Consider the following 25,868-nt stretch of genomic DNA (forward strand, 5'->3'; position numbering starts at 1 on the left):
CATTCCGGACATAATCCCCAGGTGGACGGACGGGGAGCGGCGCGGGCGCGCGTCATCGCGTGGAGTGTCGCGGCCGTGTCCGTGCCGATGGTGGTGGTGGGGTTCCTGATGGCGCTGCGGCTGCCCGCCGGGTGGCAGCTGTCCGTTCCCGCCACCCCCGACCACGCGGCCGGCATCACCTTCCCCCTCGTCGGCGCCTTCCTGGTGGCGCGGCGGCCACGCCTGATCGTGGGCTGGCTGATGATCGCGGGCGGCTTCCTGGCCGGCGCGAGCGTCCTGGCCGCGACGCTGACGTTCCACGCGGCGAGCATCGGGGCGATGGACACGGCGGGCCTGCTCCGCATCGCCTACACCTTCGTGTGGGCGTTCGGCGGCGGCACCCTCGCCGTCCTGGTCCCGCTGCTCTCGCCGGACGGCAGGCTGCCCTCGCCACGATGGCGGGCGCACGTGGTGGCGAGCACGATCGTGTTCACCACGCTCGCCCTCCTGCTGGTCGTCCGCCCCAAGCCCCCGCCCGGGTACGACCGGCCCGCGGTCATCCCGAACCCGCTGAAGATCGAGGCGCTCGCACCGGTCCACGCCCAGCTCTACGTGGCGGTCTACGTCGCGATGGAGGTGTGCGTCGTCCTGGCCATGCTCTCGCTGGTCATGCGCTTCCACAGGGGCGACCCCGCCACCCGCCGCCAGATCGCCTGGCCCCTCGTCACCTTCGCGATCTACGTCGTGTTCCTGCTGCTCGGCGACGACTACTGGGCGCCCGCCGTCTTCTGGACCGGCCTGATCCCCGTCGCGATGATGGCGTCGGTGCTGCGCTACCGGCTGTTCGGCATCGACACGGTCATCAGCCGCGCCTTCGTGGCCGCCGGCCTGATCGCCGCCGTCAGCGGCGTCTACTTCGGCGTGGGCGCCATCTCGAGCCTGCTCGTCGCCGGATACGACCAGGTCGCCGGGCTCGCCGCCGCCCTGTTCGCCGGCGCGTTCTTCCAGCCCATGCGCCGCGCCCTCCAGCGGGCGGTGGACCGGCTGATGTACGGCCCGGTGGGCGACCCCCGCCTGCTGGCCGAGCGGCTCACCCAGGAGGTCAGCCGCGCCGACCCGGCCGAGGCACTCGGCGTGGTGGTCGAGGTCGTGCGGGACGGCCTGGCGGTGGACGGCGCGGCCGTCCACGTCACCGGCGGCCTGTCGGTCGAGAGCGGCGACATCGGCCCCCAGCCCCGCGAGATCTCCCTGGTCTGGCACGGCGAACCCGTCGGGAACCTGCTCATCGGCCGCCCCGGCGCGCGCAGGTTCGCCGCCGCGCACGACGAGCGGGTCATCGCCACGCTGCTGCCGTACGTCGCCGACGTGGCCCACGCCACGCGCATGGCCGCCGACCTGCAACGTTCGAGGGAGCGCATCCTGGCCGCCCGCGAGGAGGAACGCCGCAGGCTGCGCCGCGACCTGCACGACGGTCTCGGGCAGACGCTCGGCGCGATGGCCATGACGATCAACATCGCCCGCCTCAGCATCAAGCGCGCCCCCAGCACCGCCGACGACCTGCTCAAGGACCTCCACAGCGGCATGGAGGCCGTCACGGGCGACATCCGCACCCTCGTGTACGGCCTGCGCCCGCCGGCGCTCGACGACCTCGGGCTGGCGCGGGCCGTACAGGAACTGGCGGAGGCGACGCTGGCCGGCACCGCCGAGAGCGGAACGGCGGTCGAGCTGATCGTCGACGGTGAGCTCGGCGACCTGCCCGCCGCCGTCGAGGTGGCCGCCTACCGGATCGCCCAGGAGGCGGTGACGAACGTGCGGCGGCACGCGCGGGCCGCCCACGTCAGGATCGCGCTGGTCCGCGACGCCGCGCAGCTCAGGATCAGTGTCGAGGACGACGGCGTAGGCCTGCCTGCGGACGGCCGCGCGGGCGTCGGCACGTCCTCGATGCGCGAGCGCGCGGCGGAGCTCGGCGGCTCCTGCGCCGTCACCGCGCGGCCGGGTGGCGGCACCCTGGTGGCGGCCCGCCTGCCGACCGCGGCCCTGGTCGCCGAGCAGGGACGCGACCGCGCGGCGCCGGGATGGGTCACGTCCAACCGGGAGTGATTTTCCGGATCTGGTCACTAAAGTGACTGCTGTGCATGAGGGGGAGCAGTTACGACCGGGACCCTATGGTCCGCCGCCGGGGCATGGGCCCGATCACCCGCCACCGGGGCACGGTCCCTACCAGCAGTCTCCAGCGGGGCAGGGGATGCACCGGCCGCCGCCCCTGGGCCCGCAACACCCCGGCCCGCCGCATCCGGGGCCGCCGTACCCGGCGTCTCCGCATGTGGGGGCGTCGCTGTATGGGCAACCGCCGTCCCCGCGTCCGTATGTGGGGGCGCCGCAGTATGGGCAAGCCCCGCACGGGGGCTCGTCCTTTTCTGCCTCGGACTTGTCGCGACCGGCCCGCCGGGCCTGGCTGACTCCCGTCCTGGCGGCGCTCGTGCTCGTGGCCGTCGTGGCGGCCGGAGCCGTCGTCGTCCTGACCCGCCCCTGGGGCCGGGCGGATGGCGCCCCGCCCACCGGGGAACCGCGCGCCGGCCGTACGGCCCACGCCTCCCCCCGAGAGAACGCCGAGCTGACCGGCAAGGCCGCATGGACGGCGGCCGCCGTGATCACCGAGCGCACCGGCCAGGCGGGGCCGTTCGGCTCGTGGATCGCGGGCGACCTGTTCGTCCGCACGGACGCCACGGGCGTGATCGCCCGCGCCGCCGCCACCGGCGAGCCGCGCTGGACCGCCATCGTCATGCGCGTCGGGACACACGAGGACGCGCTCCAGCCGTACCGGCTGAAGCTCGCCGACGGGTCGGGCGGGGCGATGGGCCCGCCTAATCCCGCGGCCTCATCGGGCTGGCCCGCACGGCGCTGTTCAGGTTCGGCGGGAAACGGCTGTTCCTGGTGTCGGAGATCCACACCAAGGTGCAGGCCGTCGCCCTGGGCTGACCCGGCCACGACCCCCTGACCACCCCGCACCGCCGTCCGGACCGGCCCCGTCGGACCGGCCCCGGGCCCGCGTCGCACCCGTCGGACGGCCCCCGGCTCAGTTCCGCGTCGCGCTTGTCCTGACCGGCCCGTCCGACCGGCCTCGGGCTCAGGCCCGCGTCCCGCTCGTCCGGACCAGCCTCGGGCTCAGGCCCGCGTCCCGCTCGTCCGGACCAGCCCCGGGCTCAGGCAGGCGCGCGCCGCGACTGGCCGGGGCCGTCTCGCGCGGTGGGTCGCGCCGGTTCGGGCCACGCCGGTCTCAGGGGCGTGGCGATCTCAAGGGTGTGCCACGGCGGTCCAGGCCGGGCCGTCTGCGGTGGGGTGCGGCGCGGGAAGGGTCAGGCGGCGGGGATGTCCATCACCAGCAGCGGTGTCGTGGTCGGCGCGGCCGAGCCGCCCGCGGGTTCGACGGTCAACCCCACCGAGGTGGCGCCCTTCACCGGTACGGCCAGCGCCGGCGCCGTGTAGCCGCTGTCGTCGGGCCGCAGCAGCCCGGCCGGATGCGCCTGTCCGGGCGACAGCTGCCAGAGCTGGTAGGTCTTGTCCTCGGGCAGCGGCGCCAGCCCCGAGGCCAGGAACACCATCCGGCCCGCCGAACGGGACAGGACGACGGTGCCGGCCACACCCTGCCCCTCCGCGGCGTTGACCCGGCGGGCGTCCGGAGCCGCGAGCACCGCCTCCACCTGCCTGGCGGTCGTCCGCATCTGGTCCAGCTCGGTTCTGGCCTGGTAGGCCAGCGCGCCCAGCGCGACGGCCGCAGCCACCCCGGCGGCGGCGACGACCTTCGCGACACGCGCGCCCGTCCGTTCCCTGACGAACCTGTGACGCGACCCCGGCCGCTCCACGACCGGCGGCAGCTGCCTGACCTGTCCGATCTCGGCCATGACGCGGCTCTTCAGCTCGGGCGGCGGCGTGGCCGCCGTGGCCTGACCGAGCCTGGCGGCCGTCTCGGCCAGGCCCCGCACCTCGTGCGCGCAGTCGGCGCAGCCGTCCAGGTGTGCCTCGAAGCGCCTGCGCTCCAGCTCGTCGTCGATGGCGTCCAGCGCGTAGGCGCCGGCCAGCATGTGCACGTCCTGCCCGCCGTTCATCGCTCCACTCCCAGGCAATCGCGCAGCCGGATGAGGCCGTCGCGCATGCGGGCCTTGACGGTGCCGAGCGGCACCTTGAGCAGTTCGGCGACCTCACGATAGGAGTATCCGCCGAAATAGGCGATCGTCACCGATTCGCGTTGCAGCTCGGTCAGTCCCGACAGACATCGGCGCAGCCGTTCCCGCTCCAGGTTGTTCTCCACCGACTCGGCCACCTCGTCGAAGGGCCGGTGGACGTCCATGCGCGCCACCCGGTCCTCCCGCTCAGTGACGGCGGTGGCCGAGCGCACCCTGTCGATCGCGCGGCGATGGGCGATCGTCATGATCCAGGCCATGGCCGAACCCCGGGCGGGCTCGTACCGGGCGGCGTTGCGCCACACCTCCACCAGCACCTCCTGGGCGACCTCCTCGCTCTGCGCGCGGTCACGCAGGACGCGCACCACCATGCCGAAGACCCGTGCCGCCACCAGCTCGTACACCTGCTCGAAGGCGGCGCGATCGCCGCGGGCCACCCGGCTCAGCAACTCGTCGAGACCGGGACTTCGGCCGCCACCCGAGCGGTCCCAGTCCGGCCGCGACTCCGGCTCCGATCGCATGTGCCCTCCCGTCGCCATCCGCATACCGGTCATTCGGAGCCGCTCGGCTCGTGGACGGGTGCGGCCTGGTTGGTGGCCCACGCCCATCACGCTCCAGCGAGCGCATGCGGCTGTCAATGCCATGTCTGCCGATCCACCTCTGCCGATCCACCTCTGCCGATCCACCTCTGTCGGCGCCGCGTCTGCAGGGTCCTCGTCTGTCGATGCCGCGTCTGTCGGCGCCGCGTGCGTCGGGTCTGTTGGCGTCGCGTCTGTTGATGTCGCGTCTGTTGGCGTCGCGTCTGTTGATGCCGTGTCGCCCGGGGTGTCCTTCCGTGTTCGGGGCGCCGGTCCGGGTTGTCAGAGGACGCCGCCGAGGCTGCGCACCGTCAGGCCCAGGCCGAGCACGACCACCAGCAGCGCGGTACCACCGGGGGCGAGGGCCGACAGCCGCGCCGGCAGGGCACGGCCCGCCCGCGCGAGGCGGTCGAGGCGGGCGGCCAGCGTGACGAGGAGCAGGCCGGTGGCGGTGAGGGTGGCGGCCATGCCGACCCCGTAGGCGAGGACGAGGGCGACGCCGAACCAGGTACGGCCCAGCGCGATCGCGCCCAGCAGCACGACCAGGGCGGACGGGCTCGGGACCAGGCCGCCCGCGACACCCAGCCCGATCAGCCCACGCCGCCCGGGAGACGGCGGGACCGGAGCCTCCCGGACCGCCGGGTGGGTCGCATCCTCCAGCCGGGTCATCCCTTCCTGGCCGATTGCTCCTTCTTCCCGGATCGCCTCTTTCGCGGGGATCGCCTGGTCGAGAAGGGCGGTCCCTCGTGGGCTGGTCCCGTCTCCCGGGAGGGGCGTCCGCTGCGGGCTATGCCCGTGGCCGTGGCCGTGTCCACCTCCGTGCCCGTGGCCGTGGCCGTGCCCCCCTCCGTGCCCGTGGCCGTGCCCCTCTCCGTGCCCGTGCCCGTGGCCGTCCCCGTGCCCACCTCCGTGCCCGTCCCCGTGGCCGTGGCCGTGCCCGTGGCTGTGGCCGTGGAAGGTTGTGGAAGGTGTGCCTGTGCGAAACGATCGCCAGGCGGATCGGGTCAGCCCGGCGCCGATGGCGGTGATCAGCAGGCCGCCGGCCGTACCCAGCCAGGACAGGACCGACTCGCCCGCCAGCCCCGAGAAGACCGTCAGCAGCAACCCCACCGCCAGCACCCCCGCGGTGTGCGTCACGGTCACCGTCGCCCCGACGACGAACGCGTCACGCGGCCGTCCCCTGCGTCCCGCCAGGTAGGCGGCCATGACGGTCTTCCCGTGGCCGGGGATCAGCGCGTGCCCCGCCCCGAGGACGGCGGCCAGGAGCACCGCGAGGATGCCGAGGGGCACCGTGAGCGAGGTCGCGCCGACCAGTCCGGTGAAGGTGCGGTCGAGCGCGGCCAGCGCGTCGCCGATCGGGCCGCCGGCGGGCAGGATACCGGGCAGCGCCGGTGCGGCCGCCGGTCCCGCTCCCGCGCTTCGGACGACGGTCAGTGCGGCCGTGCGCTGGTCGAGCGGGCTGGACAGCAGGTCGTCGGGGTAGCGGCGCAGCTCCTGGCTGACGCTGGTGGCGGGCACCGTCGAGCGGGCCAGCCGTACGCCCTCGGCCACGGCGGTGATCTCACGCCAGCCGATGCGGTCGGTGAGGAACCCGTTGGCGAACCCGACGGTTCCCGGCTCGCCGTCCGCCCGTAGCCGGCAGGTGAGGCGGCTGGTGGGCAGGCCGCCCTGACCGGGGGTGTAGCCGAGGTCGGCCGTGTCGACGCGCCACGGCCTGGCCGTGCCGTTGACGGTGAGCCGCTGGGTCGTGGCCAGCGCGGCGCACTCGGCGGCGGCGTGCGCGGCCCGTTCCGGTGCGGACACGCGGCCGTCGCCGTCGGTGTCCACCGACGGCCGGGCCTGCAGCGTCGGCAGCTCGGCGCGGTCCACGATCGCGAGGTTCTCGATCCGGTCGGGCAGGACCTTCAGGCCGTCGTAGTGGTTGACCGTGAAGTTCCCGAGCGGATGCGCGGTCTGCGTGATCCTGACGTTTCCCGTGGTCGCGGCGGTGGCGGGTGGGGGGGCCGCCGCCATCAGCGCGGTCGCGATCGCGAGAGACACCGCCGCCCTGCGGTACGGCCGGCCGTTCACGAGAACCTCGCCAGGGCGGGAAGCTCGGCCACGAACCTGGGGTTGGCCGCCTCGGCCCTGGCCGTGCTGCGGGCGGCGGCCGCGGTGTCGCCGAGGGCGCGCTCGATGGCCGCCCGGTGCCTGAGCACGAGGGCGTTGCGCCAGCCGGTCGAGGTGGCCGCGACCGCGTACGGCAGCGCCTCGCGGTCGCGGCCGGCCCGGTGGAGCGCCCAGGCCAGCGCGTCGGCGGCCGACAGGTTGGGGTGGCGGGCGTACTCGGCGCGGGCGTAGGCCACGGCCTTGGCGGGGGAGCCGTGGTCGGCTTCGAACTCCGCCCAGGTCAGGTCGTCCTTGACGGCCGCGGCGTCCATGAGGGTGCGCTGGGCCGCCAGCAGCCGCCACTGCGGTGCGGGGTCGCGGCCGGCCGCGGCGAGGGTCTCGCCGTACTCGATGATGTACTGCGGCATCGGCAGCCGGGCCACCAGGGTCGCGTAGTCGTCCAGCGCCCGAGGGAGCTGCCCGGACAGCGCGGCGGCCCTGGCCCGCCCGGCCAGGGCGGGGGCGAAGGCGGGCGCGGCGTCCAGGGCCAGCTGGTACTGCTCGGCGGCGGCGGCCACGTCCCCTGCGTGCAGGGAGAGTTCGCCCAGCGAGTAGCGGCAGTAGGCGACGTCCTCGGGGGCGTAGGCGTCGAGCAGCGCGTAGTTCAGGAGCCTGCGCGCCTGGGCCGGGTCGCCGCGCAGTTCGGCGGCGTAGGCGGCGCGCGTGTAGGCGGAGACGCCGGGCCGCAGCGCGATCATCCGGTCGGCGGCCTTCGCGGCCGCGTCGTAGCGGCCGAGCTGGGTGGCGGCGTCGGCGAGCACCCCGTAGGCGGTGGCGCCGTAGGGGTTGGCGGCGATCGCGCGGTCGGCCAGCCGTACGGCCCCCGCGAAGTCGTGCCGCGCCGCGGCCAGTGCCGCGCCGCCGGTCAGGGTGGCGGGGTCACCCGGGGCCAGCGCGGCGGCCCGGTCGAGGGCCTGCTGGGCCCGCGCGTAGAGGGTGGGGTCGGAGGTGATCCTGGCCTCCTGCACGTAGGCGGCGCCGAGCCGGGCCCAGGCGTGGTGGTCGAGCGGGAGCCGCCGCAGCCTGGCGTTCAGGGCGTCGACCGCCGCGCGGGCGGAGGTGGCCGACAGCGCCGTGTCGGCCTGCGCCGCAGCGGCGGGGACGGGCGCCGGCGCCGGCGGCGGGACGGGCGAGGGGAGCAGGGTCGCGGCGGTGGTCAGCGCGACGGCCAGGACCAGGCCGCCCGCGGCGAGCACCACCCCCCGTCGGGATGGCATGACGATGACCTCCAGGCAGGAAGGGAAGGGAGCGGGGCCGGGCGACCGGCCCCGCGGGGTCAGCGCGCGCCGGCGTTGACCGAGGTGTTCGCGGGAAGCGCGACGTACGGGAAGGACGTGCCGAACGCCTTGTCGTTGGCGTCGACCCGGTCGCCGGTCGCCAGGGCGTCGACGAGCTTGCCGGTCCTGGCCGCGCCGGCCATCGCCTGCAGCGCGATGTCCACGACGTCGTCGGTGAGGCGGCGGCCGTTCGGGAAGCCCTGGAGGTCACCGGCGAGCACGCCCAGCCGGTTGGGGGCGGCGGTGGGCGGCACCGACATGTTCAGCCGCAGCATCTCGGCGGGGCGCAGCCGGCCGGCGTCCTTGTTGAGGTTCTGCGAGTTGAGGTCGGCCTTGATCGGGCCGTTGTCCTTGGCGATGCCGGTCAGGAAGATCTCGACCAGGTCGGTACGGGGCGTCGCCGGCGCCTTCAGGCCGTAGATCTTCTCCAGCAGCCGGGGGACCTCCGGGTGGGTGACCCGCCTGACGACGGAGGGCAGGCCCGCGTCCTTGTCGGGGCTCACGGAGTTGAAGGCGTCCTTGAGCCCGGCGGGCAGGACGACCTCGTTGACCAGCGGCTGTCCCAGGCGGGAGACCTGCTTGTAGCCCTGCGGGCTCCACTTGTCGACGCTGGACCACACGCCGATGACGGGGTTACGGCGGGCGTCGCCCTTGAGCGCCACCGCGTCCTTGGGCACCTGGACGGCCAGCGTCTGCACGCCGTACCCCTTGAGCGTGTCCTGGCCGACCTCGGACAGGTCGCCGCCGTAGAGCAGGTCGAAGACGCGCAGGTCGAGGAAGAAGGGGTCGTCGGACTGCCCCGCGAACGTCCTGCCGCCGCCCTGCACCGAGGTGACGGCCTGGGCGCGCAGCGTCGCGTAGGAGGGCATGGAGGCTGGACCGGTGTTGCTCGGCGCGACGACGCCGTTCCTGACCAGTGTGGTGACCCCGCGCGGGGTGATCCGCTGGAGCGTGTAGCGCTGCCGGAACAGCAGGTTGGGGTCGTCGAGGGAGGTGACGGGCCCGTTGTTGGCGAGGAACGTCGAGGTGCCGCGCCGGTCCTCGTCACGGAACGTCCACTGGTAGGTGACGTCGGGCAGGGCGTCACCGTTGCTGTCGATCTTGATGTTGTAGCGGGAGCGGGTGTCGAAGGTGTAGAAGTTGGGCCCGCCGTTCGGCTCCTCGAAGGGGAGGAAGTCGGCCAGCAGGGTGACGGTGTCGGGGCGGTCGGGGCTGACGAACGCGTAGACGTCGGTGTTGTCGTTGCGCGGGTCGCCGGCGATCAGCGGCGCCTCGCGGTGCGAGGACGCGGTGCCGGCCGGCGGCTGCAGCAGGGCGAGGGACGAGGCGGCCAGCGCCCCCGCTGCGGCCAGGGCGAGCAGGGCGCGCCGGTTGGTCGTGAGCTTCATGCGACTGTGAGCCTTTCGCAAGCGTCTGTGTCGTGGTCGAGGGGTCCGGCCGGGGTCCTCGCCGCGTGATTCGGGGCGGTGGCGGCCGCGGATGGCTCGAATCGCAAAAGATCTCAACGGGTCTGGTGATATGCCGGGTAATGGGGGTTTCAGGGGGAAATGCCGTTGGGTCTACCGGCGGTCGGGAAGCCACCCCCTGAGGTTGCCCGGCGACCAACTCGTGCCGGTGAGCCGACGCCCCGACGTGCAGATCGGGATCATCGAGGACCTGTCGCGACGGCCGGGCGACCCGAACGAAGGAGGGGCCGATCGGACAGGTGTCCGGTCGGCCCCTCGGATGTTCAGCGCTGGTGATCAGCGGCGCTGATCAGCGCTGTGCGGGTTCAGCTCAGGCCCTGCCGCCCTTCCTGGCCATGGCGACCTTGTTGGTCAGCTCGTCCTCGAGCTGGTTCCTGAGCTCGGCCTCCAGCCGGTTCCTGAGCTCGGCCTCCAGCCGGTTCCTGAGCGCGGCCTCGATCTGGTTCCTGATCTCGTTCTCCACCTGGTTCCTGGCCTCGGCCTCGGCGCGGTTCCGCGCGTCGGCGTCGGCGCGGTTACGGGCGTCGGCGTCGGCACGGTTCCTGGCGTCAGCGTCGGCACGGTTCCTGGCGTCAGCGTCGGCACGGTTACGGGCGTCGGCGTCGGCACGGTTACGGGCGTCGGCGTCGGCCTGGTTCCGAGCGTCGTTCCGGGCGTCGTTGCGAGCGTCCGCGTCCGCGTCGGCGTCCGAGTCGGCCCAGTTCCGCGAGTCCAGGTCCGCCCAGTTCCGCGCGTCGTTGCGGGCGTCGGCGTCCGCGTCGGCCTTGTTGCGGGCGTCGGCGTCAGCGTCGGCGTCGGCGTCGTTCCGGTTGCGGTTGTCGGCGTCCTGGCGCTGGCGGGCGTCGGCGTCGTTCCGGTTGCGGTTCTCAGAGTCCTGACGCTGCCTGGCGTCGGCGTCGGCGTCGTTCCGGTTGCGGTTGTCGGCGTCCTGGCGCTGGCGGGCGTCCGCGTCGGCGTCCACGTCGTTCCTGTTGCGGGCGTCGGCGTCGGCGTCCACATCGTTCTTGTTGCGGGCGTCGGCGTCCACGTCGTTCTTGTTGCGGGCGTCGGCGTCCTGGCGCTGCTTCTGCTCGGCGTCCGCCTTGTTGCGAGCGTCGAGGTCCGCGCGGTTGCGGGCGTCGGCGTCCACGTCGTTCCTGTTGCGAGCGTCAGCGTCGGCGTCGGCACGCTGGCGAGCGTCGGCGTCAGCGCGGTTGCGGGCGTCGGCGTCCACGTCGTTCCTGTTGCGAGCGTCGGCGTCGGCACGCTGCCTCGCGTCGGCGTCCGCCTTGTTGCGAGCGTCGGCGTCCGCGTCGGCCTTGTTGCGGGCGTCGGCGTCGGCGTCGGCACGCTGGCGAGCGTCGGCGTCGGCGTCCGCGCGGTTGCGGGCGTCGGCGTCCTGGCGCTGCCTGGCGTCGGCGTCCACGTCGTTCTTGTTACGGGCGTCGGCGTCGGCGCGCTGCCTGGCGTCGGCGTCGGCGTCCACGTTCGTCTTGTTCTTGGCCTCGTTGCGGGCGTCGGCGTCCTGCCTCTGCAGGGCGTCGGCGTCCACGTCCGTCTTGTTGCGGGCGTCGGCGTCGGCACGCTGGCGGGCGTCGGCGTCCGCGCGGTTGCGGGCGTCGGCGTCCTGGCGCTGCCTGGCGTCGGCGTCCACGTCGTTCTTGTTACGGGCGTCGGCGTCCACGTCGTTCCGGTTGCGGGCCTCGTTGCGGGCGTCGGCGTCCTGCCTCTGCAGGGCGTCGGCGTCGGCGTCCTGGCGCTGCCTGGCGTCGGCGTCGGCGTCGGCGTCCTGGCGCTGCGTGGCGTCGGCGTCGGCACGCTGCCTGGCCTCGGCCTCGGCACGCTGCTTGGCCTCGGCCTCGTTGGCCGCACGCTGCTTGGCGATGGCGTCGGAGAGGCTGTCGGAGTCGGCCGAGGTGTTCAGGTGGAAGTTGACGTTCTGGTGCAGGTTCTGCGACTGGCTCTGGAGCTGGCTCTGCAGCTGCTTCTGGAGCTGGCGCTGCTTCTGGAACTGCTTGTTGATGCTGCGGAGCAGGTCGCGCCGCCAGCCCCATCCACCGCCGCCGCAGCCGCCGCCCCATCCACCAAATCCACAGCCGCCGCCGGCCTCGCTGGTGCTGGCGTTGGTGCTGGCGCTGGCAGCGGTGTTGGCGGTGGCGGCGCCGAGTCCCACGGCGCCGGCGCTCAGAAGGGTGGTAACAGCGGCTGCCGCGACAGCGCCCGTGAGCTTCTTCATTGCGTGATTCCCCCTGTGAAATGACTTGACTTGCACCAGCATGGCCATAAGCCAAATAGCTGGAAAACGCCCTACGTAACCCTGAAGGATTATCTTGCGCGCAACGTAGATTTCCCGCCGATCACCGGATAAACGGACATTACCCGCTTCTTTGTGCAACTGGCTGCTTGCTTGACTAAGTCGGATTTCCCACGGGCGGAGAGGCATGGCAGGTGTAGCCGTATTCGCCGTGACTCGGAACGTTCGTCCTGGGCACACGCCCTGTCCCACGCCTACGGGACGCTCATGAGGCGCGCTTAGCCGCCCCTTTCCGGTCCGGCGTGCCGGCTTGAACAATGGCGCACTCTCGGCGGAAGGAGAGGGTGTTCCGGGCTTGGTGGAGCCGGGATGGCGTGTGTCGCTACCCGTCGACAAAACCGGACAATTGTCATTTCGTGCCACCTGTCCGGCCGTAAGTATTCGGGCGCCTCGAAAAAGGGGTGAAGGTTACTAATCGCCCCTATTGGAAGAAGTCGCGTCGCCCCACCGACCGCCGGATCAGCGCCGGGTGCCGTCCTGGGACGGCAGGTGGCCGTGCAGCGCCTGCCGTACGGCGGTGTCGTCACGCCCGTGCGGCGCGGTGATCCAGCGGGTCAGGGCGTCGGCGTCGCCATGGGACAGGAGCCTGCCGCGCAACCGCTGGTGCAGCCGTTCGCGCAGCGCCCCGACACCCTCCGCGCGCGAGGACGGCAGCAGCGGGCCGGGGTACCGGTCGAGCAGCTCGCCGACGTCCATGCCGGCCAGGTCCTCGTCGAGAGCGAGGAAGTCGGCCGTCGTCCGCCCGAGCAGCCGGTAGGGGTCGGAGCCGAGGCGGTAGCCGAGCACCCGGCGCAGCCTGGTCATCTCGGCGCGCATGGTGACCGTCTTGGCGCCCTGCCCGTAGACCTCGCGGGCCAGCGCGTCGGCGGTCAGCCCCGCCGGATGGGCCGCCAGCAGCACGACGAGCTCGCTGTGGCGGGCGCTGAGCTCGTGGGTGACGCCGTCCAGGCGGATCCACGCGCGATCACGGCCGAGCGCGTGCAGCAGCAGTCCCTCGCCGGCGCTGTCGGCGTCGTCGGTGCAGTGCACCGCGAACGGGCCGGAGGGGGACAGGCGCTCGACCACCACCCGGCGGCCGTCGGCGAGCGTCGCGGGTCCTTCCCTGGGCGGGAACGGCCAGCGCCGCGGGAGCCAGCCGCCGGGCGAGGCGTGCAGCACCCGGCCGTCGGCACCCACCAGCGCGCTGTGGATGCCCTTGTGGCGCATGACGTGGTCGAGGTAGCGCATGCGCAGCAGCTCGTCCTGGTGCCTGGTCTGCTCGCCCAGCTGCGCCTCGGCCAGCCGCGCCGCGGCGGCGACCAGCGACAGGGACAGGGAGTTCGCGGCGGGCGTGGGGCAGGTCACGTCGATCGCGCCGAGCAGCTCGCCCGTGACCGGGTTGCGGATGGGCGCGGCGGAACAGGTGAAGTCGACGGCGACCGACAGGAAGTGCTCGGGCCCGCGCACGCGGAACGGCCGGCTGAGCGCCAGCGCCGTGCCCACGCCGCTGGTGCCCGCCTTGCCCTCGCTCCACAGTGCGCCGGGCACCAGGTTCACCCGCTCGGCCAGCCGCCGCGCCGACCTGTCGCCCATGATCCACAGCAGGTGGCCGGCCGAGTCGCTGGCGAAGACCAGGTGGCCCGGCTGCGTCGCCGCGTCGCTCAGCGTGGCGAGCAGGGTCGGCCAGACCGAGGCCAGCGGATGGTCGCGCCGTAGCCCGCGCACGCGGTCCTCCGCCAGCTCGATGGGCGGCAGGGACCGGTCGGGATGCACCCCCTGCTGCCGGGCACGGTCCCAGGACTCACGTACCTCGGGGCGCACCTGCGCAGGTCGTTGGCCGCTCAGTGCCCGCTCGCGAGCACGGGCCATGCGTCGCGTCGAGTCGTCCATGATCTCCTGCCGAGAAAGGTAGCGCCGGATGCAACCCCAATGCAACGTGGGCTCGAGCCTTGGCCGGCCGGGGTGCGTAAGCGGATAGTCGTTACGGCCTGGACATTTCCACATCCGAGGGAGACGCGTTGTCATATCTGGAGTTGCCCGACGGCGTTCCGCTCTACTACGAGGACCGCGGCTCCGGGCCCGCCGTGCTGCTCATCCATGGGTGGACGATGAACAGCACCTTCTGGGGTCAGAACGTCGGGCCGCTCAGCGAGTCGAACCGGGTCATCACTGTAGACCTCCGCGGGCATGGTCTGTCCGGAAAAACCGATGAAGGTCACACTTTGTCGCAATATGCCCGCGATGTACGAACCCTGCTCGACCATCTGGGAGTGCGCGATGTGTGCATGGTGGGCTGGTCGATGGGCACCGCGGTCATCCTGTCCTACGTCCAGCAGTACGGCTGCGACCTGCTGCGCTCGGCGGCCTTCGTCGACCAGTCGCCGCGGTTCCTGGACGGGGAGGGGTGGGACTTCCCGCTGCTCGGCGGCTACTCCACGACGGACCTCGCCGTCTTCACCCAGGGCGTGCGCCATGCCAGGCCGAGCGTGATCAAGCCGTTCATCGCCGCGTGCTTCGCCGAGACGCCGCCGGACGAGGTAATCGACGCCGTCTACGCCGAGACCACCAAGATGGCCACGTCGGCGGCGCTGTCGGTCTGGTACGACATGGCCTACGCCGACCTGCGCCCGGTCCTGCCGTCGCTCACCGTACCGACCCTGCTCATGTACGGCGCGCGCAGCAAGATCTTCCCGGGTGAGCTCGACGCCTGGCTGGCCGCGCGGCTGCCCAAGGCCCAGGTGGCCCGCTTCGAGAACAGCGGCCACGCCCCGTTCAGCGAGGAGCCCGACAGGTTCAACGAGACCCTGGCGGCGTTCCTGCGCTCCTGACGTCGGAACGCGGATTGGATCTCACGTGGGGAGTGGGAGTGTCTCGAGTGCCCCGCAGGCGGCAGGACCTCAGGAGCGCCAGGTGACCAGGATCGCGGCCACCGCGGCGGCCGACCTCGCGCACCTGCACGAGGAGTACCAGCTCGTCCGGCTCCGCGACCACCTCGTGCTGCTCGGCGTCAACGCCGAGCTGCGCGACAACAACACCGCTCTCATGGTGCACCGGCCCCCGCCGGGACTTCCCGTCTGGGTCTTCGTCGGGTACGGCGGCGCCTGCTACTCCTGGCAGAACGCCAACAAGCGGCACCCGGTCGACGATCCTCAGGGTGCCGCCGCCGTGCTGGCCGAGTACGTCTCGCGGTAGGCGACCAGGGCCCTGCCCCCCTTCGGGGGACGGCTCGCCGTCGCCATCGGATCGTGTGTCCCCGGGCGGGAGGGCGCCCGGGGACACGCTCGCTCGGACCGCACCTCACGCCCGTGCCGCGCTATCGCGCCGGGCGTGAGGTGCGGTGTCGGGCGGCCAGCAGGACGGCCGGTCCGGCGGCCAGGAGCAGGGCCAGGGCGGCGAAGCCGTACGCCAGCGTGGAGGCGGTCGCGACGCCGGCCACCAGCAGCGGCCCGCCCGCGTCGCCGAGTTCGCGGCCGAGCTCGGCCGCCCCCATCGTCTGGCCGAGCCGTTCCCGCGGAGTGGCGGCGGCCAGGGCGGCGAACCCGAGCGGGGTGATCAGCCCCGTTCCCGCACCGACCAGGACCGCGCCGGACAGCAGTCCGGGCAGCCCCGGCAGCATCGCGCAGCCCAGCCCGGCGGCGGTGACCAGCAGGCCGGCCGGCAGCCCGGCGCGCAGGCCGAGCCGTCCGGCGTCGAGGGCGCGCCCGGCGACCGGCTGGACGACGGCGGCGCAGGCGGCCAGCACGGAGACGGCGGCACCGGTGGCCACGGTGCCGAGCCCGGCCGCGGCGCCGGAGACCGGCAGGAAGCCGACCCCGACCGACAGTGCGGCGCTCGCGCCCGCGAGCGCCGCGGTGGGGCCGAGGAAGGCGGGCGCGGACAGCCTCCTGACCAGGTCGAGCACGGTCTGGCGGGCGCGCGGCAGCGGCGGCACGGCGGGGACGGCCAGCGCCGCCCAGAGCGCGACGGCGGCCCCGAGCCCGGCCGTGACCGCGAACAGCAGTGACAGCCCGCCCGCCCAGACCACGACACCGCCGATCAGCGGGCCGAGGGTGTAGCCGACGGACTTGGCGAAGCCGTAGCCGCCGAAGGCCCGGCCGTGCTTGGCGGCCGGGTTGAGGCGGGCCACCAGCGTGGCGGCGGAAGGGGAGAACGCGGAGGCCGCGGCCCCCTGGCCGAGGCGGGCCGCCCACAGCCAGCCGGGGCTGTCGGCCACCGCGTAGAGCGCGGAGGCGGCGGCGAAGGCGACCAGGCCCCCGAGCAGGACAGGCCGCGCCCCGACGCGGTCGGCGAGCGTGCCGAAGACCGGTTTGAGCACGACCTCGGCCCCGTCGTACAGGGCCAGCAGGCCGCCGAGCATCAGCAGTGAGGTCACCGCGTCGGCGCTGAAGCCGCCGAGGTTGGCGGCGATGGCGTGGGCGCCGAACGCGGTGGTGAACCCCGCGGCGTACAGCGGCCCCATGGCGCGCGGGGGCGGCGTCTCCTCGTCGCCGGTCATGTCGCTCCTTCGTTCTCGTCCTGGATCGGCTACCGCCTGATCGCGGCGACCGCCGCGAGGTCACGCCATGCCCGCTCGGGCCGCCGGGTCTCCTCCGGGTCCCCGCTGAACGGATCGAGGACGACGGCCTCGGCACCGAGCGCCTTCAACCGCTCCAGATCGGCCGCCACCTGCTCGATCGTTCCCTGCCCCGCGAGCCGGTTCCCCGCGCGGGGGGACAGGTCGAGCGCGATCCGGGGAACCAGCGCGGGGAGCGGGCGGTCCTCCTCGGCGGCCAGCGCCGCCAGCCGTTCGACCGCCGCCTCCAGCCGCGCCATCGGGTACCGCAGCGGATGCCAGGCCGCGCCGAGCCTGACGGCCCGCCGCTGGGCGGCCTCGCTGGAGCCGCCCACCCAGAGCGGGATGTCACGCCCTTCCCAGGCGGCGCGCATGACGTCGAGGTACTCGTCGGTCAGCCGGCCTCGCCGGTCGAACGGCACGCCGAGCGCCTCGAACTCCTGCCGGGCCCAGCCCACCCCCACGCCGAGCACGAACCGCCCGCCGCTCAGGTCGTGCAGGTTGATCGCCATCCGGGCGGTGACCAGCGGATGCCGGTACGGCACGATCAGCACGGTCGTGCCGAGCGTGACCCTGGTGGTGATCCCGGCCAGCCACGACAGCGTGGTGAACGGCTCGTAGAAGGGCGCCGGGTACTGCGCGGCCACGTCGGGCGTCACCACGACGTGGTCGGAGACCATCAGCAGGTCGAACCCGAGCCCTTCGACGGTCTGCGCCCAACTGCGCAGCATGCCGGGATCGGTGCCGGGTCCGAAGTTCGGAACATTCACCCCAATTCGCACGGGTTCAGGCTATAGACGCGGGCGCCCGTCACTGAAGGGACTCCGTCACGCCGGTGGAACCCGCCACAACCGGGGGATTGACGAAACTTACTTACATGCTATTGATAGATCAAGTCGGAAAGTTTCAGTACCGCTGCACCTTCTCATCGGGGGACCGTCGGAGACCACCCCAAGGAGGACGCGCATGGCGCGCAGCAAGCCCACCGACCCGCCCGTCGACTTACTCGGCCCCGTCCAAGGAGAAGTCTCCTGGTTCTGTTGCGGGACCGCCTGGGGCCCGTGCAGCACTACCGGCAGGGGAGCCTGCGGCACCTGCAACTCGGGCAGCCTGCAGCACGCATGGCCCAACACCTCCGACGCCTGCTGGGCGATCACCCGCCCGGACGTGTGCGGAGACTCCCTGTCCCGGCGGACCTGCGGATTCCGCCACCAGACCACGTCGCTGTGCGGCGGCGCCAGCGTCATCACCTCCATCGCCGACTGCGGTCCGCAGACGGACCTGTTCTGCGGTGAGCGCAGTTGCTGCGGCGCGACCTGCGCCAGCAACCGGCTGATCGACCTCACCCCCGCGGCCTACAGCCGGATCGCCAGCCTGTCCACCGGCCTGCGGCCGTGCGAGATCTCGACCGCCTAGGGAGCACGCCATGACCAGCAGAAGGCAACTGCTCAAGTCCGCCGTGCTCGGCGGCGGCGCCACCGTCGTCGCCGCCACCGCGATGGGATCGCTCGGCGCCGAAGCCGCCTTCGGCGCGGCGGCACCGCAGGTCGAGCCGGGAACCCCCGACCCCGACTTCGCCGAGGGCCGGATCCGCTCCATCAAGGACAACACCCTTCTCGTCCTCGGCTCGAACCTGGTGTTCCGCTCCATCAGGGTCGTCGACGGCACCAGCCTGTGGAAGCTCGGCCCGGTCGGCTTCGACCAGGCCAAGCCGGGCGACGGCCTCTACGCCAGAGGCGTCCGCATGCCCGACGGCGTACTCGCCGCCGAGTCGGTGTGGCTCAACATCATCAACATCAAGGGCCACATCACCAACATCACCAGCGAGAAGATCCACCTCGACCACCACGGCAAGGAGATCCTCTGTCACGTCGTGCCGGGCAGGTCGGTCGCCATCCACTCCGACGCGCCCGCCTCGGCGGACCTGTCGCTGCTCCGCGTCGGTCAGCACGTGCAGATCCTCGGCGCCTGGCGCCCTGACACCAACGAGGCCGACATCGCCACCGTCTTCTCCCCGCACTAGCTTCTCCCCGCACTAGGAGCGACACATGCAAGGGATCGTCGCGCTGCAGCCGTACGTGATCGCCGCCTTCCTCGCCTGGGCGGCCGTGCTGAAACTGTTCTCCCGACGGATGCGATCGCAGGCCGGGCAGACCGCCCTGGCCCGGCTGGTCGGCCCGGCGCGCGCGATCCCCCTGCTCCGGCTCGTCGGGCTGGCGGAGCTGGCAGTGGCCGCCGCGCTGCTCCTGCCGCCGTCCTCCCCCTGGGAGGGCACGGCCGCCGAAGCGCTCTCCCTCGGGTTCCTGGCCTACCTCGGCTACACCGCCGTGGCCGCCCCCGCCTCCTCATGCGGCTGCCTCGGCGCCCACGCCCAGCCCGTGAACGTGCGCGGCTTCGCCCGTGCCGGGCTCCTGCTCACCATGAGCCTCGCCGCGATCCCGGCGCCGCCGTTCCGGCCGGACCCGCCGCACCTGCTGCTGGGCCTGGCCGAGGCGGTCGCGCTTCTCGTTCTGTCGCCGGAGCTGGACCGGCACTGGCTCACACCCCTGCGACAGCTGCTCGTACGGCTGCGCAAGCCGCTCGCCGTCCCCGACGGGCGGGAGATTCCGCCGGAGGTCTCGCTGCGCCTGCTCTACCGGAGTCCCGCCTACTGCACGGCGTCCGCGCGGCTCACCTCGGACGTCCAGGACGTGTGGGAGGAGGACGGCCTGCGGTTCGTCAGCTACGCGGCAGGCGCGCGGACGGCGGTCTTCGCCATCCCGTTGTCCGGCGGCGACCCCTCCGCCGTGCGGGTCGCCCTCGTCGAGGAGCCGGCGCCGGCCTGAGCCCCGCCGATCCACCGGTCACCCGCCAACCCGTCCTCCCGGCGAGCCGCCGATCCACCGGTCACCCGGCGAGTCGCCGGTCACCCGGCGAGCCCGCAGACCATCGGCCGGCCCGACGCGCCACTGTCACCCGGGACTCCCCGGTGCCGCCGGCAACCCGGCGGGCCGCCGGTCACCCGGAGATCCCGGGCGGTCGGTGGCCGGTTCAGGAGGCGTCGTGGAGCGGGGCGGACTCCTCGACGGTGTCGGCGATCCAGTCGCGGTAGTGGGTCACGTCCGTCCAGATGCCGACCCCCGGCCCGCCTTCGGGGTTGGTGGAGCAGCCGGCATGGCCGTCCATGCGCTCGCCCAGGTCGTCGCCGTCGCGCGAGGTGGCGCCGACCAGCTCCCACCGGCCGGCCACCCGGCGGATCAGCGGGCCTCCCGAGTCGCCGTGGCAGGAGCTGGCCGCCCGCCCGTCACGCTCGCCGATGCACAGCTCGCCGCTTCCCCCGAGGTCGGCGCACCGGCCGTCGGCCACGCGCACGGTGTCGAGCTCCTGGAGCCACCGCGTGCTCGTGCAGGCGCTGTCGTTCCTGTCCTCGCAGGTCATGCCCCAGCCGATGACACGGCTGGGCTCGCCGACCCCGCCGGGCTCGGCGGCGATGCGGACGGGCGCGAGGTTCACCCGCCGGTCGAGCTGGACGAGCGCGATGTCGGACCTGGCGGCCATCGGCATCCCGTCCCCGTACCGGCCGCTGTCTCCGTAGGTGACGACGCGCTTGACGCTGGTGACGACCCCGCCCACCTCGCGGTCGAGGGAGCCGATCCGTACCTGTGTCCTGCCCGGCTTCATGAGGCCCTTGCAGTGGGCGGCGGTGACGACCCAGTCGGCGGCGACGAGGGCGCCGCCGCAGTGGTGCTTCGGCAGCTGCTTCAGCTGGAAGGACACCATGAACGGGTAGCTCTCGGTGGCGGGCCGCCCGCCGATGATCGCGGGACGGCCGGCGCCCGCGGTGCCCGCGCTCGCGCTCACGGCGCCCGCAGGACTCCCGCCCACGCTCACCGCGCCCGCAGGACTCCCGCCCACGCTCGCGGCGCCCGCAGGACTCCCGCCCACGCTCGCGGCCGCGCCTGTCGCGCCCCCGCCCGCGCTCGCGCTCGGCGTGCCGGCGGCCGCGGCGGCGACCGGAGCGGTGGCCAGCGCGAGACCGGTGGCCATGAGGGCGGCGAGCACCGCCGATCGTCTGCCAGTCGCCTTGGACACGCACCTCTCCCATCAGTCGCAGAGGCGGCCGGGGAGAAACCTGGAACGATCCACGTACCACTGGCCGACGACGTGCCGCCGGCTCGGCCCGCAGCCGCATCGGCAAGGCTACCTGCGGCTTCGGGTGGACGGACCATCGTTGCCGTCCTTCGACACTACCCGGGGGAGACCCCTCCACGCGTGCGCGCAAAGGTCGGCGAAAAATGCCCCCACGCTTCTTGAGCTCAGCGACAAACCGGACGAATCATCGAAACTGGAGGTGGTTGCCGTGAACAAGAGTCACGAGCTGCGATGGGGCGGACTGGCCGGTATCGGTGCCCTGGTCGTCGGGGCCGTCGGCCGGCTGGTGATGGGGAACGCCCCGAGCATCACCGAGCCGACGATGACGATCGCCGGATACCTGGCCGGCTACCGGGCCCAGATCCTCGCGGCGGCCACGCTCTTCGCCGTCGCGCTGATGCTGTTCCTGTGGTTCGGCGTCGCGCTGGCCACCGCCTTCCGCCAGGCCGACGAGGGCAGCGACACCCCCGCCCTGGTGCTGGCCGGGTTCGTGCTCGTCACCGCGATCGGGTTCATCGGCGTGTCGGTCTTCGCCGGCATGACCTACGCCATGACCGCGAACCCGGCGCTGCTGGCCATCGCCTCCGGGCCGTACACGGCGCTGACGGTGATGGGCGGGATCGCCGGGATCGCCGTCGCGGGCCTGTTCGCGGCCATGGCCGCCGCGATCATGCGCACCCGGGCGTTCCCCGTGTGGATGGCCTGGTTCGCCGTCGCCGTCGCCGCGGTCAGGCTGCTGGCCGCGATCCTGGTGGGCGGCGGGAGCGGGGCGCTGCGGCCGGACGGCCCGCTGACGCTGATCCTGCCTGGCCTGCTGACGGCCGCGTGGGTCCTGGCCGCGAGCTGGCTGCTCATCCGCGAGCACCTGCCGGTGCCCTCCGCCGGCACCCGTCCCGTGATGGGTCACTAGGCCACGGCGGGGATGCCGGGAGCGCGTGACCGACGGGCTCGGGGCGCCGGCGCCGGGCAGTCCCGGAGCTAGCCGATGACCTGGATGCCGCGCTGCGACCAGAGCGCCCGCGAGGGCGCCTCGGGGTCGGAGACGTCCGAGGGGTCGACATCGAACACGTGGGTGGTGGCCTTCACCGGGTCGTAGGCGGCCCAGCCCGGGTCGCCGCCGGCCGCGAACCGGGTCCAGGCGGTGCGGAACTGCCGTGACAGGCCCTCGCCCTCGGGGGAGCCGCCCGTCAGCATCAGCGCGAGCGGGGCGTCGAGGGTGCCGAACGTCAACGGCACGTCGAGCCCGTGGCAGGCGCCCATCCCCGTCGGCGACCAGGCCAGCTCGTAGGCGTGCACCTGCCCCTGGTGCGCGTCGGCCAGCAGCGCGCTGGGCATCCTGAACAGCCAGTCCGACATCAGCAGCACGTACAGGTCCTCGGCCGTCGCCTCGGGGCGCGCGGCCCGGTAGGCGGTCTCCGCGCCGGCGGGCGCGAGCGTCCTCATGGCGGCGCCGAGGTCGCCGGTCCTTCCGCCGCCGAGCGTGTGGAAGTACCGGAACTCGTCCCTGGTGAAGCCCACGACCAGCTCGATGTCCCGCCCGGCCCCGGCCGACAGCGCCTCCCACGGCGTGGTGGTCAGCACCTCGCCGTCGACGACCGGCGCGAACGGCATCCGCAGGAACGCCATCGGCCCCCAGCGTCCGGGATCGTCACGTCCGGGCGCCATCATGAGCGCGCCGGCGCTCTCGACGAGGTCCTCGGGCGCGGCGTCGTACGGCGAGCCGCCACCGAGCCCTTCCATGATCGCCGCGGTGATGCCGGCGGCGAGTTCGGGTGTGAAGAACGCCCCCGGCACGCTCTGCGCGATCGCGCGCCTGAACAGTCCCGCCGCCGCGGGCATCGCCATCAGGCACGCGATCGCGCCGGCCCCCGCCGACTCGCCGAAGACGGTCACGTTGCCGGGATCGCCGCCGAAGGCCGCCGCGTTCTCCTGGACCCAGCGCAGCGCGGCGACCTGGTCGAGCAGGCCCCGGTTGGCGGGGGCGCCGTCGACCTGCCCGTACCCCTCCATGCCGATCCGGTGGTTGACGCTGATCACCACGACGCCTTCGCGGGCCAGGCGGGCACCGTCGTACTCGGGGAAGTCGGTCGCGCCCGTGAGGTAGGCGCCGCCGTAGATCCACACCATCACCGGCAGGCCCGCGCCGCCGGGGTCGGGCGTCCAGACGTTGACCGTCAGGCAGTCGAGCCCGTCCGCGGAGCTCCATCGCGGCATGCCTGGCAGGATCGCCGGCTGGGGCGGTCGCGGTCCGAAGCTGGTCGCGTCGCGGACGCCGTCCCACGGATCCGCCGGTTGCGGGGCCGCCATGCGCAGCGGTCCGAACGGGCTCTTGGCGTAGGGGATGCCCTTGAACGCCGCGACGCCGTCGTCGAGGTGTCCCTGGATGGTGCCTGTCGTGGTCGCCGCAGCGATCAGCCGCATGGCTCGACCCCTCTCGTGGTGGAGGGGGTGATCCCGTGGGGATCACCCCAAGATCGTTACTGCGTGACCGTACCATTCGGCATGGTACGTCCCTGATCCGGGGTGTCAGCGGAAGGCTCGCCTGCCGTGGGGGAGGAACGCGCGCACCGCCGGGGCGGGCGGGCTCTTCCAGGTCAGGGCGAGCAGGGCGGGCGTCTCGACGTCGTCGATGGTGAGGGCGGTGAGCCGGTCGCGGTACGGCACGGCCATCGACTGGCTGAGGACGGCGACGGCGAGCCCGCGGGCGGCCAGGTCGGCGATGGCGTCCGCGGCGCCTGCCTGCAGGGCGATCACCGGCTCGAGGCCCTGTGCGGCGCAGGCCTGGTCGAGTACCGCGCGCAGGCCGGTGCCGGGCGGCATGCACACGATCGGGTGGGCGGTCAGGTCACGCAGGGTGAGCCGGCGCAGCCGCGTGAGGGGGTGCCCGGCCGGGACGGCCGCGACGAGCCGCTCGCTGACGATGGTCAGCGCGTCCAGCCCATCGGGTGTGGCGGCCGCGGTCCCGACGAGGGCCAGATCGAGGCCGCCTTCGCGCACGCCCTCGACGAGCCGGGCGGAGTTGTCCTCCAGCAGCGAGATCTCCACACCCGGATGCTCCCGGTGGAAGGCCGCCAGGGCGTCGAACAGCGGCGTGACGGTGCAGCCGACGACCATCCCGACCGTGAGCCGGCCCCTGATCAGGCCGGTCACCTCGCCCACCACCTGGCCGACCGCGCCGGCGGCGGCGAGCGCCGCGCGGGCGTGGTCGAGCGCGGCCTTGCCCGCGACGGTCAGCGTCGCCACGCGCGCCGAGCGGTCGAACAGCTCGGCGCCGAGCTCGCGCTCCAACCGGCGGATCTGGGCGCTGACCCCGGACTGGCTGATGTGCACGCGCTCGGCCGCCCGGGTGAAGCTCCGCTCCTCCGCGACCGCGACGAAGTACTCCAGCTGCCGCAACTCCATAACTGCTGATTCTAGATCCCATCAGAACCAGCTGTTGGACTTCTGGAGAAGGCGCCGCGAGGCTGGAACCATGACGGAATACGAGAAGGCCATGCGGCCCGAGGACATCACCCGCCTGTTCGTCGAGCGCTCCAACGCCGGTGACGCGGCAGGGGTCGCCGCGCTGTACGAGGAGGACGCGGTGCTGGCCTACCCGCCGGGCGGCCAGACCGTGGGCCGGCAGGCCATCCGCGCCCTGTGGGAGAAGGTGCTGGCCGGCCGTCCCCGCTTCGAGCCGGAGACGCCGCTGCCGACGCTGGTCAGCGGCGACATCGCCCTCACCTCGACCGCGCCGAAGGACGGGGCCGGCGCCCGCGCCCAGGTCGTCAGGCGCCAGCCGGACGGCAGCTGGCTGCGCGTGCTCGACCAGCCCGAGTTCGTCCCCACCGCCGACTGACCCGGCCCGCCTGCCATCCCCGACATCTCCCGGCATCCCCCGGCGATCAGGGCGTCAGGCTACGGCGGGCCGTCCGATGCCGGGGAGGGCGGCTTCCAGGCAGGCGGCGACCTGGAAGACCGTGACGTCGTCGTAGGTGCGGCCCACGACCTGCACGCCGGTCGGCACGCCGGTGGCGGCCCGCCCCGACGGGACGGACAGGACCGGGCAGCGGCTGGCGATGTTGAACGGGATCGTCATCACCCCGAGCATGTAGTGGCCGAGCTCGCCGTTGATCGGCAGCGGGCCGCCGTCGTGCTCGGCAGGGAAGGCGGGCACGGCCGTGGTCGGGCACAGCAGCGCGTCGAACCGTTCCAGCAGCTCGCCGAGCGGCCGGTAGATCAGGCCCTCCAGCTCCATGCCCTGGTAGAAGCTGAGCTCCGGCTTGGTGCCGGCGAAGCGCCGCGTGTAGTCCGACAGCAGGTCCGCGTGCTCGGCGGCCAGCTCGCCGATCCCGGCGCCGAAGATGCCCGCGAAGTGGGCGTCGGCGGCGGCCATGATCTGCGCCCTGGTCCAGGGCAGCTCGACCTCCTCCACGACCGCCCCGGCCGCCCGCAGCGCCTCGGCGGCGGCCAGCGTGCCGGCCACGACGTCCGGCTCCACCAGGTAGTCGCCGAGTGTCGTCGACAGGGCGATCCGCATCCCGCGCACGTCGCCGGTGAGCGGCGGCAGCTCCAGCTTGGGCCGGATGGAGACCACGTCCCACGGGTGCGGCCCGGCGATCACGTTCTGCAGCAGGGCGACGTCGGCGACGGTGCGCGCCATGGGCCCGTCGTGGCAGTACTGGTCGAGGTTGAACGGCGGCAGCGCGGGCACCCGCCCGAAGGGCGGCTTGAACCCGACCACCCCGCAGAAGGAGGCGGGGATGCGGATGGAGCCGCCGATGTCGGAACCGGTGGCCAGCAGCGAGGTGCCCGCGGCCAGCGAGGCGCCGGAGCCGCCCGACGAGCCTCCCGGCGAGTAGTCGAGGTTCCACGGGTTGCGCGTCACGCCCCACAGCCTGCTGTGGGTGAAGGCGGCGCAGCTGAACTCGGGCGTCGTGGTCCTGGCGTGGATGATGCCGCCCGCCTGCGCGATCCGGCTGACCACCGGGTGGGTCTCCTCGGCGATCATGCCCTGGAGCAGGAGCGAGCCCTCCTCGTGGGTGCGGCCCTCGATGGGCTGCTCCTCCTTGACGGCCACCGGGATGCCCTCGAGCGGCCTGGCGGTGCCGTTCAGGTAGGCGGTCTCGGCGGCCTTGGCCTGCTCCATCGCCGACTCGTACAGGCGCTCGGTGAAGGCGTTGATCCGCGGCTCCACCGCCTCCGCCCGGTCGATGACGGCGTTCAGCAGCTCCACGGGCGACAGCTCGCGCCTGGACATCAGGGCGTGGGCCTCGGTGGCCGAGAGGTAACACAGCGTTTCCAT

General features: G+C 73.3%; 22 protein-coding genes. 9 read left to right on the forward strand and 13 right to left on the reverse strand.

From position 1 onward, the window contains the following. Window positions 1-21 precede the first annotated feature (21 nt). Together ABZX22_RS12865 and ABZX22_RS12870 are read left to right on the forward strand one after the other, a co-directional pair. Window positions 22-2,079, forward strand: a complete 2,058-nt coding sequence (locus tag ABZX22_RS12865) for a sensor histidine kinase (RefSeq protein WP_354908002.1) — start codon at window positions 22-24, stop codon at window positions 2,077-2,079. A 328-nt stretch (window positions 2,080-2,407) separates the two neighbouring features. Beyond that, window positions 2,408-2,977, forward strand: a complete 570-nt coding sequence (locus tag ABZX22_RS12870) for a hypothetical protein (protein WP_354908003.1) — start codon at window positions 2,408-2,410, stop codon at window positions 2,975-2,977. A gap of 358 nt (window positions 2,978-3,335) precedes the next feature. On the opposite strand, the gene ABZX22_RS12875 is transcribed toward ABZX22_RS12870, so the two are convergent. The 7 genes from ABZX22_RS12875 to ABZX22_RS12905 all read right to left on the reverse strand — a co-directional run bounded on the left by ABZX22_RS12875 (window position 3,336) and on the right by ABZX22_RS12905 (window position 13,791). After that, window positions 3,336-4,085, reverse strand: coding sequence for an anti-sigma factor (locus ABZX22_RS12875; protein WP_354908005.1), 750 nt, complete (start codon window positions 4,083-4,085; stop codon window positions 3,336-3,338). Next, window positions 4,082-4,681 (reverse strand): ECF RNA polymerase sigma factor SigK, encoded by a 600-nt coding sequence (gene sigK, locus ABZX22_RS12880; RefSeq protein ID WP_354908007.1) that lies wholly within the window; start codon window positions 4,679-4,681, stop codon window positions 4,082-4,084. Before sigK ends, ABZX22_RS12875 begins: the two co-directional genes overlap by 4 nt. 339 nt (window positions 4,682-5,020) lie before the next feature. Then, window positions 5,021-6,808: a High-affinity nickel-transporter gene (locus ABZX22_RS12885; RefSeq protein WP_354908008.1), complete on the reverse strand. Its 1,788-nt coding sequence runs from the start codon at window positions 6,806-6,808 to the stop codon at window positions 5,021-5,023. Next, entirely contained in the window at window positions 6,805-8,103 is a 1,299-nt protein-coding gene (locus ABZX22_RS12890) for a tetratricopeptide repeat protein (protein ID WP_354908010.1), read from the reverse strand. Before ABZX22_RS12890 ends, ABZX22_RS12885 begins: the two co-directional genes overlap by 4 nt. A gap of 59 nt (window positions 8,104-8,162) precedes the next feature. Beyond that, entirely contained in the window at window positions 8,163-9,551 is a 1,389-nt protein-coding gene (locus tag ABZX22_RS12895) for a DUF4331 domain-containing protein (protein ID WP_354908011.1), read from the reverse strand. A 388-nt stretch (window positions 9,552-9,939) separates the two neighbouring features. Continuing rightward, a complete protein-coding gene (locus ABZX22_RS12900) occupies window positions 9,940-11,844 on the reverse strand; it encodes a hypothetical protein (RefSeq protein ID WP_354908013.1) in 1,905 nt (634 codons plus the stop codon). 537 nt (window positions 11,845-12,381) lie between these two features. After that, entirely contained in the window at window positions 12,382-13,791 is a 1,410-nt protein-coding gene (locus tag ABZX22_RS12905) for a GAF domain-containing protein (protein ID WP_354908015.1), read from the reverse strand. 128 nt (window positions 13,792-13,919) lie between these two features. Between ABZX22_RS12905 and ABZX22_RS12910 the strand changes: the two genes are divergently transcribed. Then, window positions 13,920-14,729 carry an alpha/beta hydrolase gene (locus ABZX22_RS12910; RefSeq protein WP_354908017.1) on the forward strand — a complete coding sequence of 270 codons (810 nt, stop codon included), beginning with the start codon at window positions 13,920-13,922 and terminating at the stop codon, window positions 14,727-14,729. Between the two features lie 82 nt (window positions 14,730-14,811). Continuing rightward, window positions 14,812-15,093 (forward strand): hypothetical protein, encoded by a 282-nt coding sequence (locus ABZX22_RS12915; RefSeq protein WP_354908018.1) that lies wholly within the window; start codon window positions 14,812-14,814, stop codon window positions 15,091-15,093. Window positions 15,094-15,214: 121 nt separating this feature from the next. Here the strand turns inward: ABZX22_RS12915 and ABZX22_RS12920 are convergent, their stop codons facing one another. Continuing rightward, window positions 15,215-16,396: an MFS transporter gene (locus ABZX22_RS12920; RefSeq protein WP_354908020.1), complete on the reverse strand. Its 1,182-nt coding sequence runs from the start codon at window positions 16,394-16,396 to the stop codon at window positions 15,215-15,217. Between the two features lie 29 nt (window positions 16,397-16,425). Then, window positions 16,426-17,235 (reverse strand): LLM class flavin-dependent oxidoreductase, encoded by an 810-nt coding sequence (locus ABZX22_RS12925; protein WP_354908021.1) that lies wholly within the window; start codon window positions 17,233-17,235, stop codon window positions 16,426-16,428. A 184-nt stretch (window positions 17,236-17,419) separates the two neighbouring features. Here ABZX22_RS12925 and ABZX22_RS12930 point away from each other — a divergent pair, with 184 nt between their 5' ends. From ABZX22_RS12930 to ABZX22_RS12940, 3 genes are read left to right on the forward strand one after another with little or no spacing between them, the layout of a single operon-like run. Continuing rightward, window positions 17,420-17,869, forward strand: a complete 450-nt coding sequence (locus ABZX22_RS12930) for a hypothetical protein (RefSeq protein ID WP_354908023.1) — start codon at window positions 17,420-17,422, stop codon at window positions 17,867-17,869. Between the two features lie 10 nt (window positions 17,870-17,879). Further along, window positions 17,880-18,476, forward strand: coding sequence for a cell wall protein (locus ABZX22_RS12935; protein ID WP_354908024.1), 597 nt, complete (start codon window positions 17,880-17,882; stop codon window positions 18,474-18,476). A gap of 25 nt (window positions 18,477-18,501) precedes the next feature. Continuing rightward, window positions 18,502-19,278, forward strand: a complete 777-nt coding sequence (locus ABZX22_RS12940; protein WP_354908026.1) for a MauE/DoxX family redox-associated membrane protein — start codon at window positions 18,502-18,504, stop codon at window positions 19,276-19,278. Between the two features lie 205 nt (window positions 19,279-19,483). Here ABZX22_RS12940 and ABZX22_RS12945 read toward each other — a convergent pair whose 3' ends face one another. Next, window positions 19,484-20,524 carry a serine protease gene (locus ABZX22_RS12945; RefSeq protein WP_354908027.1) on the reverse strand — a complete coding sequence of 347 codons (1,041 nt, stop codon included), beginning with the start codon at window positions 20,522-20,524 and terminating at the stop codon, window positions 19,484-19,486. A 268-nt stretch (window positions 20,525-20,792) separates the two neighbouring features. Between ABZX22_RS12945 and ABZX22_RS12950 the strand changes: the two genes are divergently transcribed. After that, complete coding sequence (locus ABZX22_RS12950) at window positions 20,793-21,494, forward strand: hypothetical protein (RefSeq protein ID WP_354908029.1); 702 nt, start codon at window positions 20,793-20,795, stop codon at window positions 21,492-21,494. A 68-nt stretch (window positions 21,495-21,562) separates the two neighbouring features. Here ABZX22_RS12950 and ABZX22_RS12955 read toward each other — a convergent pair whose 3' ends face one another. Together ABZX22_RS12955 and ABZX22_RS12960 are read right to left on the reverse strand one after the other, a co-directional pair. Beyond that, on the reverse strand, window positions 21,563-23,005 hold the full coding sequence (locus tag ABZX22_RS12955; RefSeq protein WP_354908030.1) for a carboxylesterase family protein: 1,443 nt from the start codon (window positions 23,003-23,005) through the stop codon (window positions 21,563-21,565). A gap of 105 nt (window positions 23,006-23,110) precedes the next feature. After that, the gene (locus tag ABZX22_RS12960) at window positions 23,111-23,986 is read right to left on the reverse strand and encodes a LysR family transcriptional regulator (protein WP_354908032.1); all 876 of its coding nucleotides are present in this window, start codon (window positions 23,984-23,986) and stop codon (window positions 23,111-23,113) included. A gap of 70 nt (window positions 23,987-24,056) precedes the next feature. On the opposite strand from ABZX22_RS12960, the gene ABZX22_RS12965 reads away from it, so the two are divergent. Then, window positions 24,057-24,422, forward strand: coding sequence for a nuclear transport factor 2 family protein (locus tag ABZX22_RS12965; RefSeq protein ID WP_354908033.1), 366 nt, complete (start codon window positions 24,057-24,059; stop codon window positions 24,420-24,422). Window positions 24,423-24,476: 54 nt separating this feature from the next. On the opposite strand, the gene ABZX22_RS12970 is transcribed toward ABZX22_RS12965, so the two are convergent. Next, complete coding sequence (locus ABZX22_RS12970; RefSeq protein WP_354908034.1) at window positions 24,477-25,868, reverse strand: amidase; 1,392 nt, start codon at window positions 25,866-25,868, stop codon at window positions 24,477-24,479.

This window comes from Nonomuraea sp. NPDC003804 (assembly GCF_040610675.1).
Taxonomy (GTDB): Bacteria; Actinomycetota; Actinomycetes; order Streptosporangiales; family Streptosporangiaceae; genus Nonomuraea.

Coding starts and splice junctions, on each gene's coding strand:
- ABZX22_RS12875 (WP_354908005.1), bottom strand. CDS start 4,085: ATGAACGGCGGGCAGGACGTGCACATGCTGGCCGGCGCCTACGCGCTG.
- sigK (WP_354908007.1), bottom strand. CDS start 4,681: ATGCGATCGGAGCCGGAGTCGCGGCCGGACTGGGACCGCTCGGGTGGC.
- ABZX22_RS12890 (WP_354908010.1), bottom strand. CDS start 8,103: ATGCCATCCCGACGGGGGGTGGTGCTCGCCGCGGGCGGCCTGGTCCTG.
- ABZX22_RS12895 (WP_354908011.1), bottom strand. CDS start 9,551: ATGAAGCTCACGACCAACCGGCGCGCCCTGCTCGCCCTGGCCGCAGCG.
- ABZX22_RS12900 (WP_354908013.1), bottom strand. CDS start 11,844: ATGAAGAAGCTCACGGGCGCTGTCGCGGCAGCCGCTGTTACCACCCTT.
- ABZX22_RS12905 (WP_354908015.1), bottom strand. CDS start 13,791: ATGGACGACTCGACGCGACGCATGGCCCGTGCTCGCGAGCGGGCACTG.
- ABZX22_RS12920 (WP_354908020.1), bottom strand. CDS start 16,396: ATGACCGGCGACGAGGAGACGCCGCCCCCGCGCGCCATGGGGCCGCTG.
- ABZX22_RS12930 (WP_354908023.1), top strand. CDS start 17,420: ATGGCGCGCAGCAAGCCCACCGACCCGCCCGTCGACTTACTCGGCCCC.
- ABZX22_RS12935 (WP_354908024.1), top strand. CDS start 17,880: ATGACCAGCAGAAGGCAACTGCTCAAGTCCGCCGTGCTCGGCGGCGGC.
- ABZX22_RS12940 (WP_354908026.1), top strand. CDS start 18,502: ATGCAAGGGATCGTCGCGCTGCAGCCGTACGTGATCGCCGCCTTCCTC.
- ABZX22_RS12955 (WP_354908030.1), bottom strand. CDS start 23,005: ATGCGGCTGATCGCTGCGGCGACCACGACAGGCACCATCCAGGGACAC.
- ABZX22_RS12960 (WP_354908032.1), bottom strand. CDS start 23,986: ATGGAGTTGCGGCAGCTGGAGTACTTCGTCGCGGTCGCGGAGGAGCGG.
- ABZX22_RS12965 (WP_354908033.1), top strand. CDS start 24,057: ATGACGGAATACGAGAAGGCCATGCGGCCCGAGGACATCACCCGCCTG.
- ABZX22_RS12970 (WP_354908034.1), bottom strand. CDS start 25,868: ATGGAAACGCTGTGTTACCTCTCGGCCACCGAGGCCCACGCCCTGATG.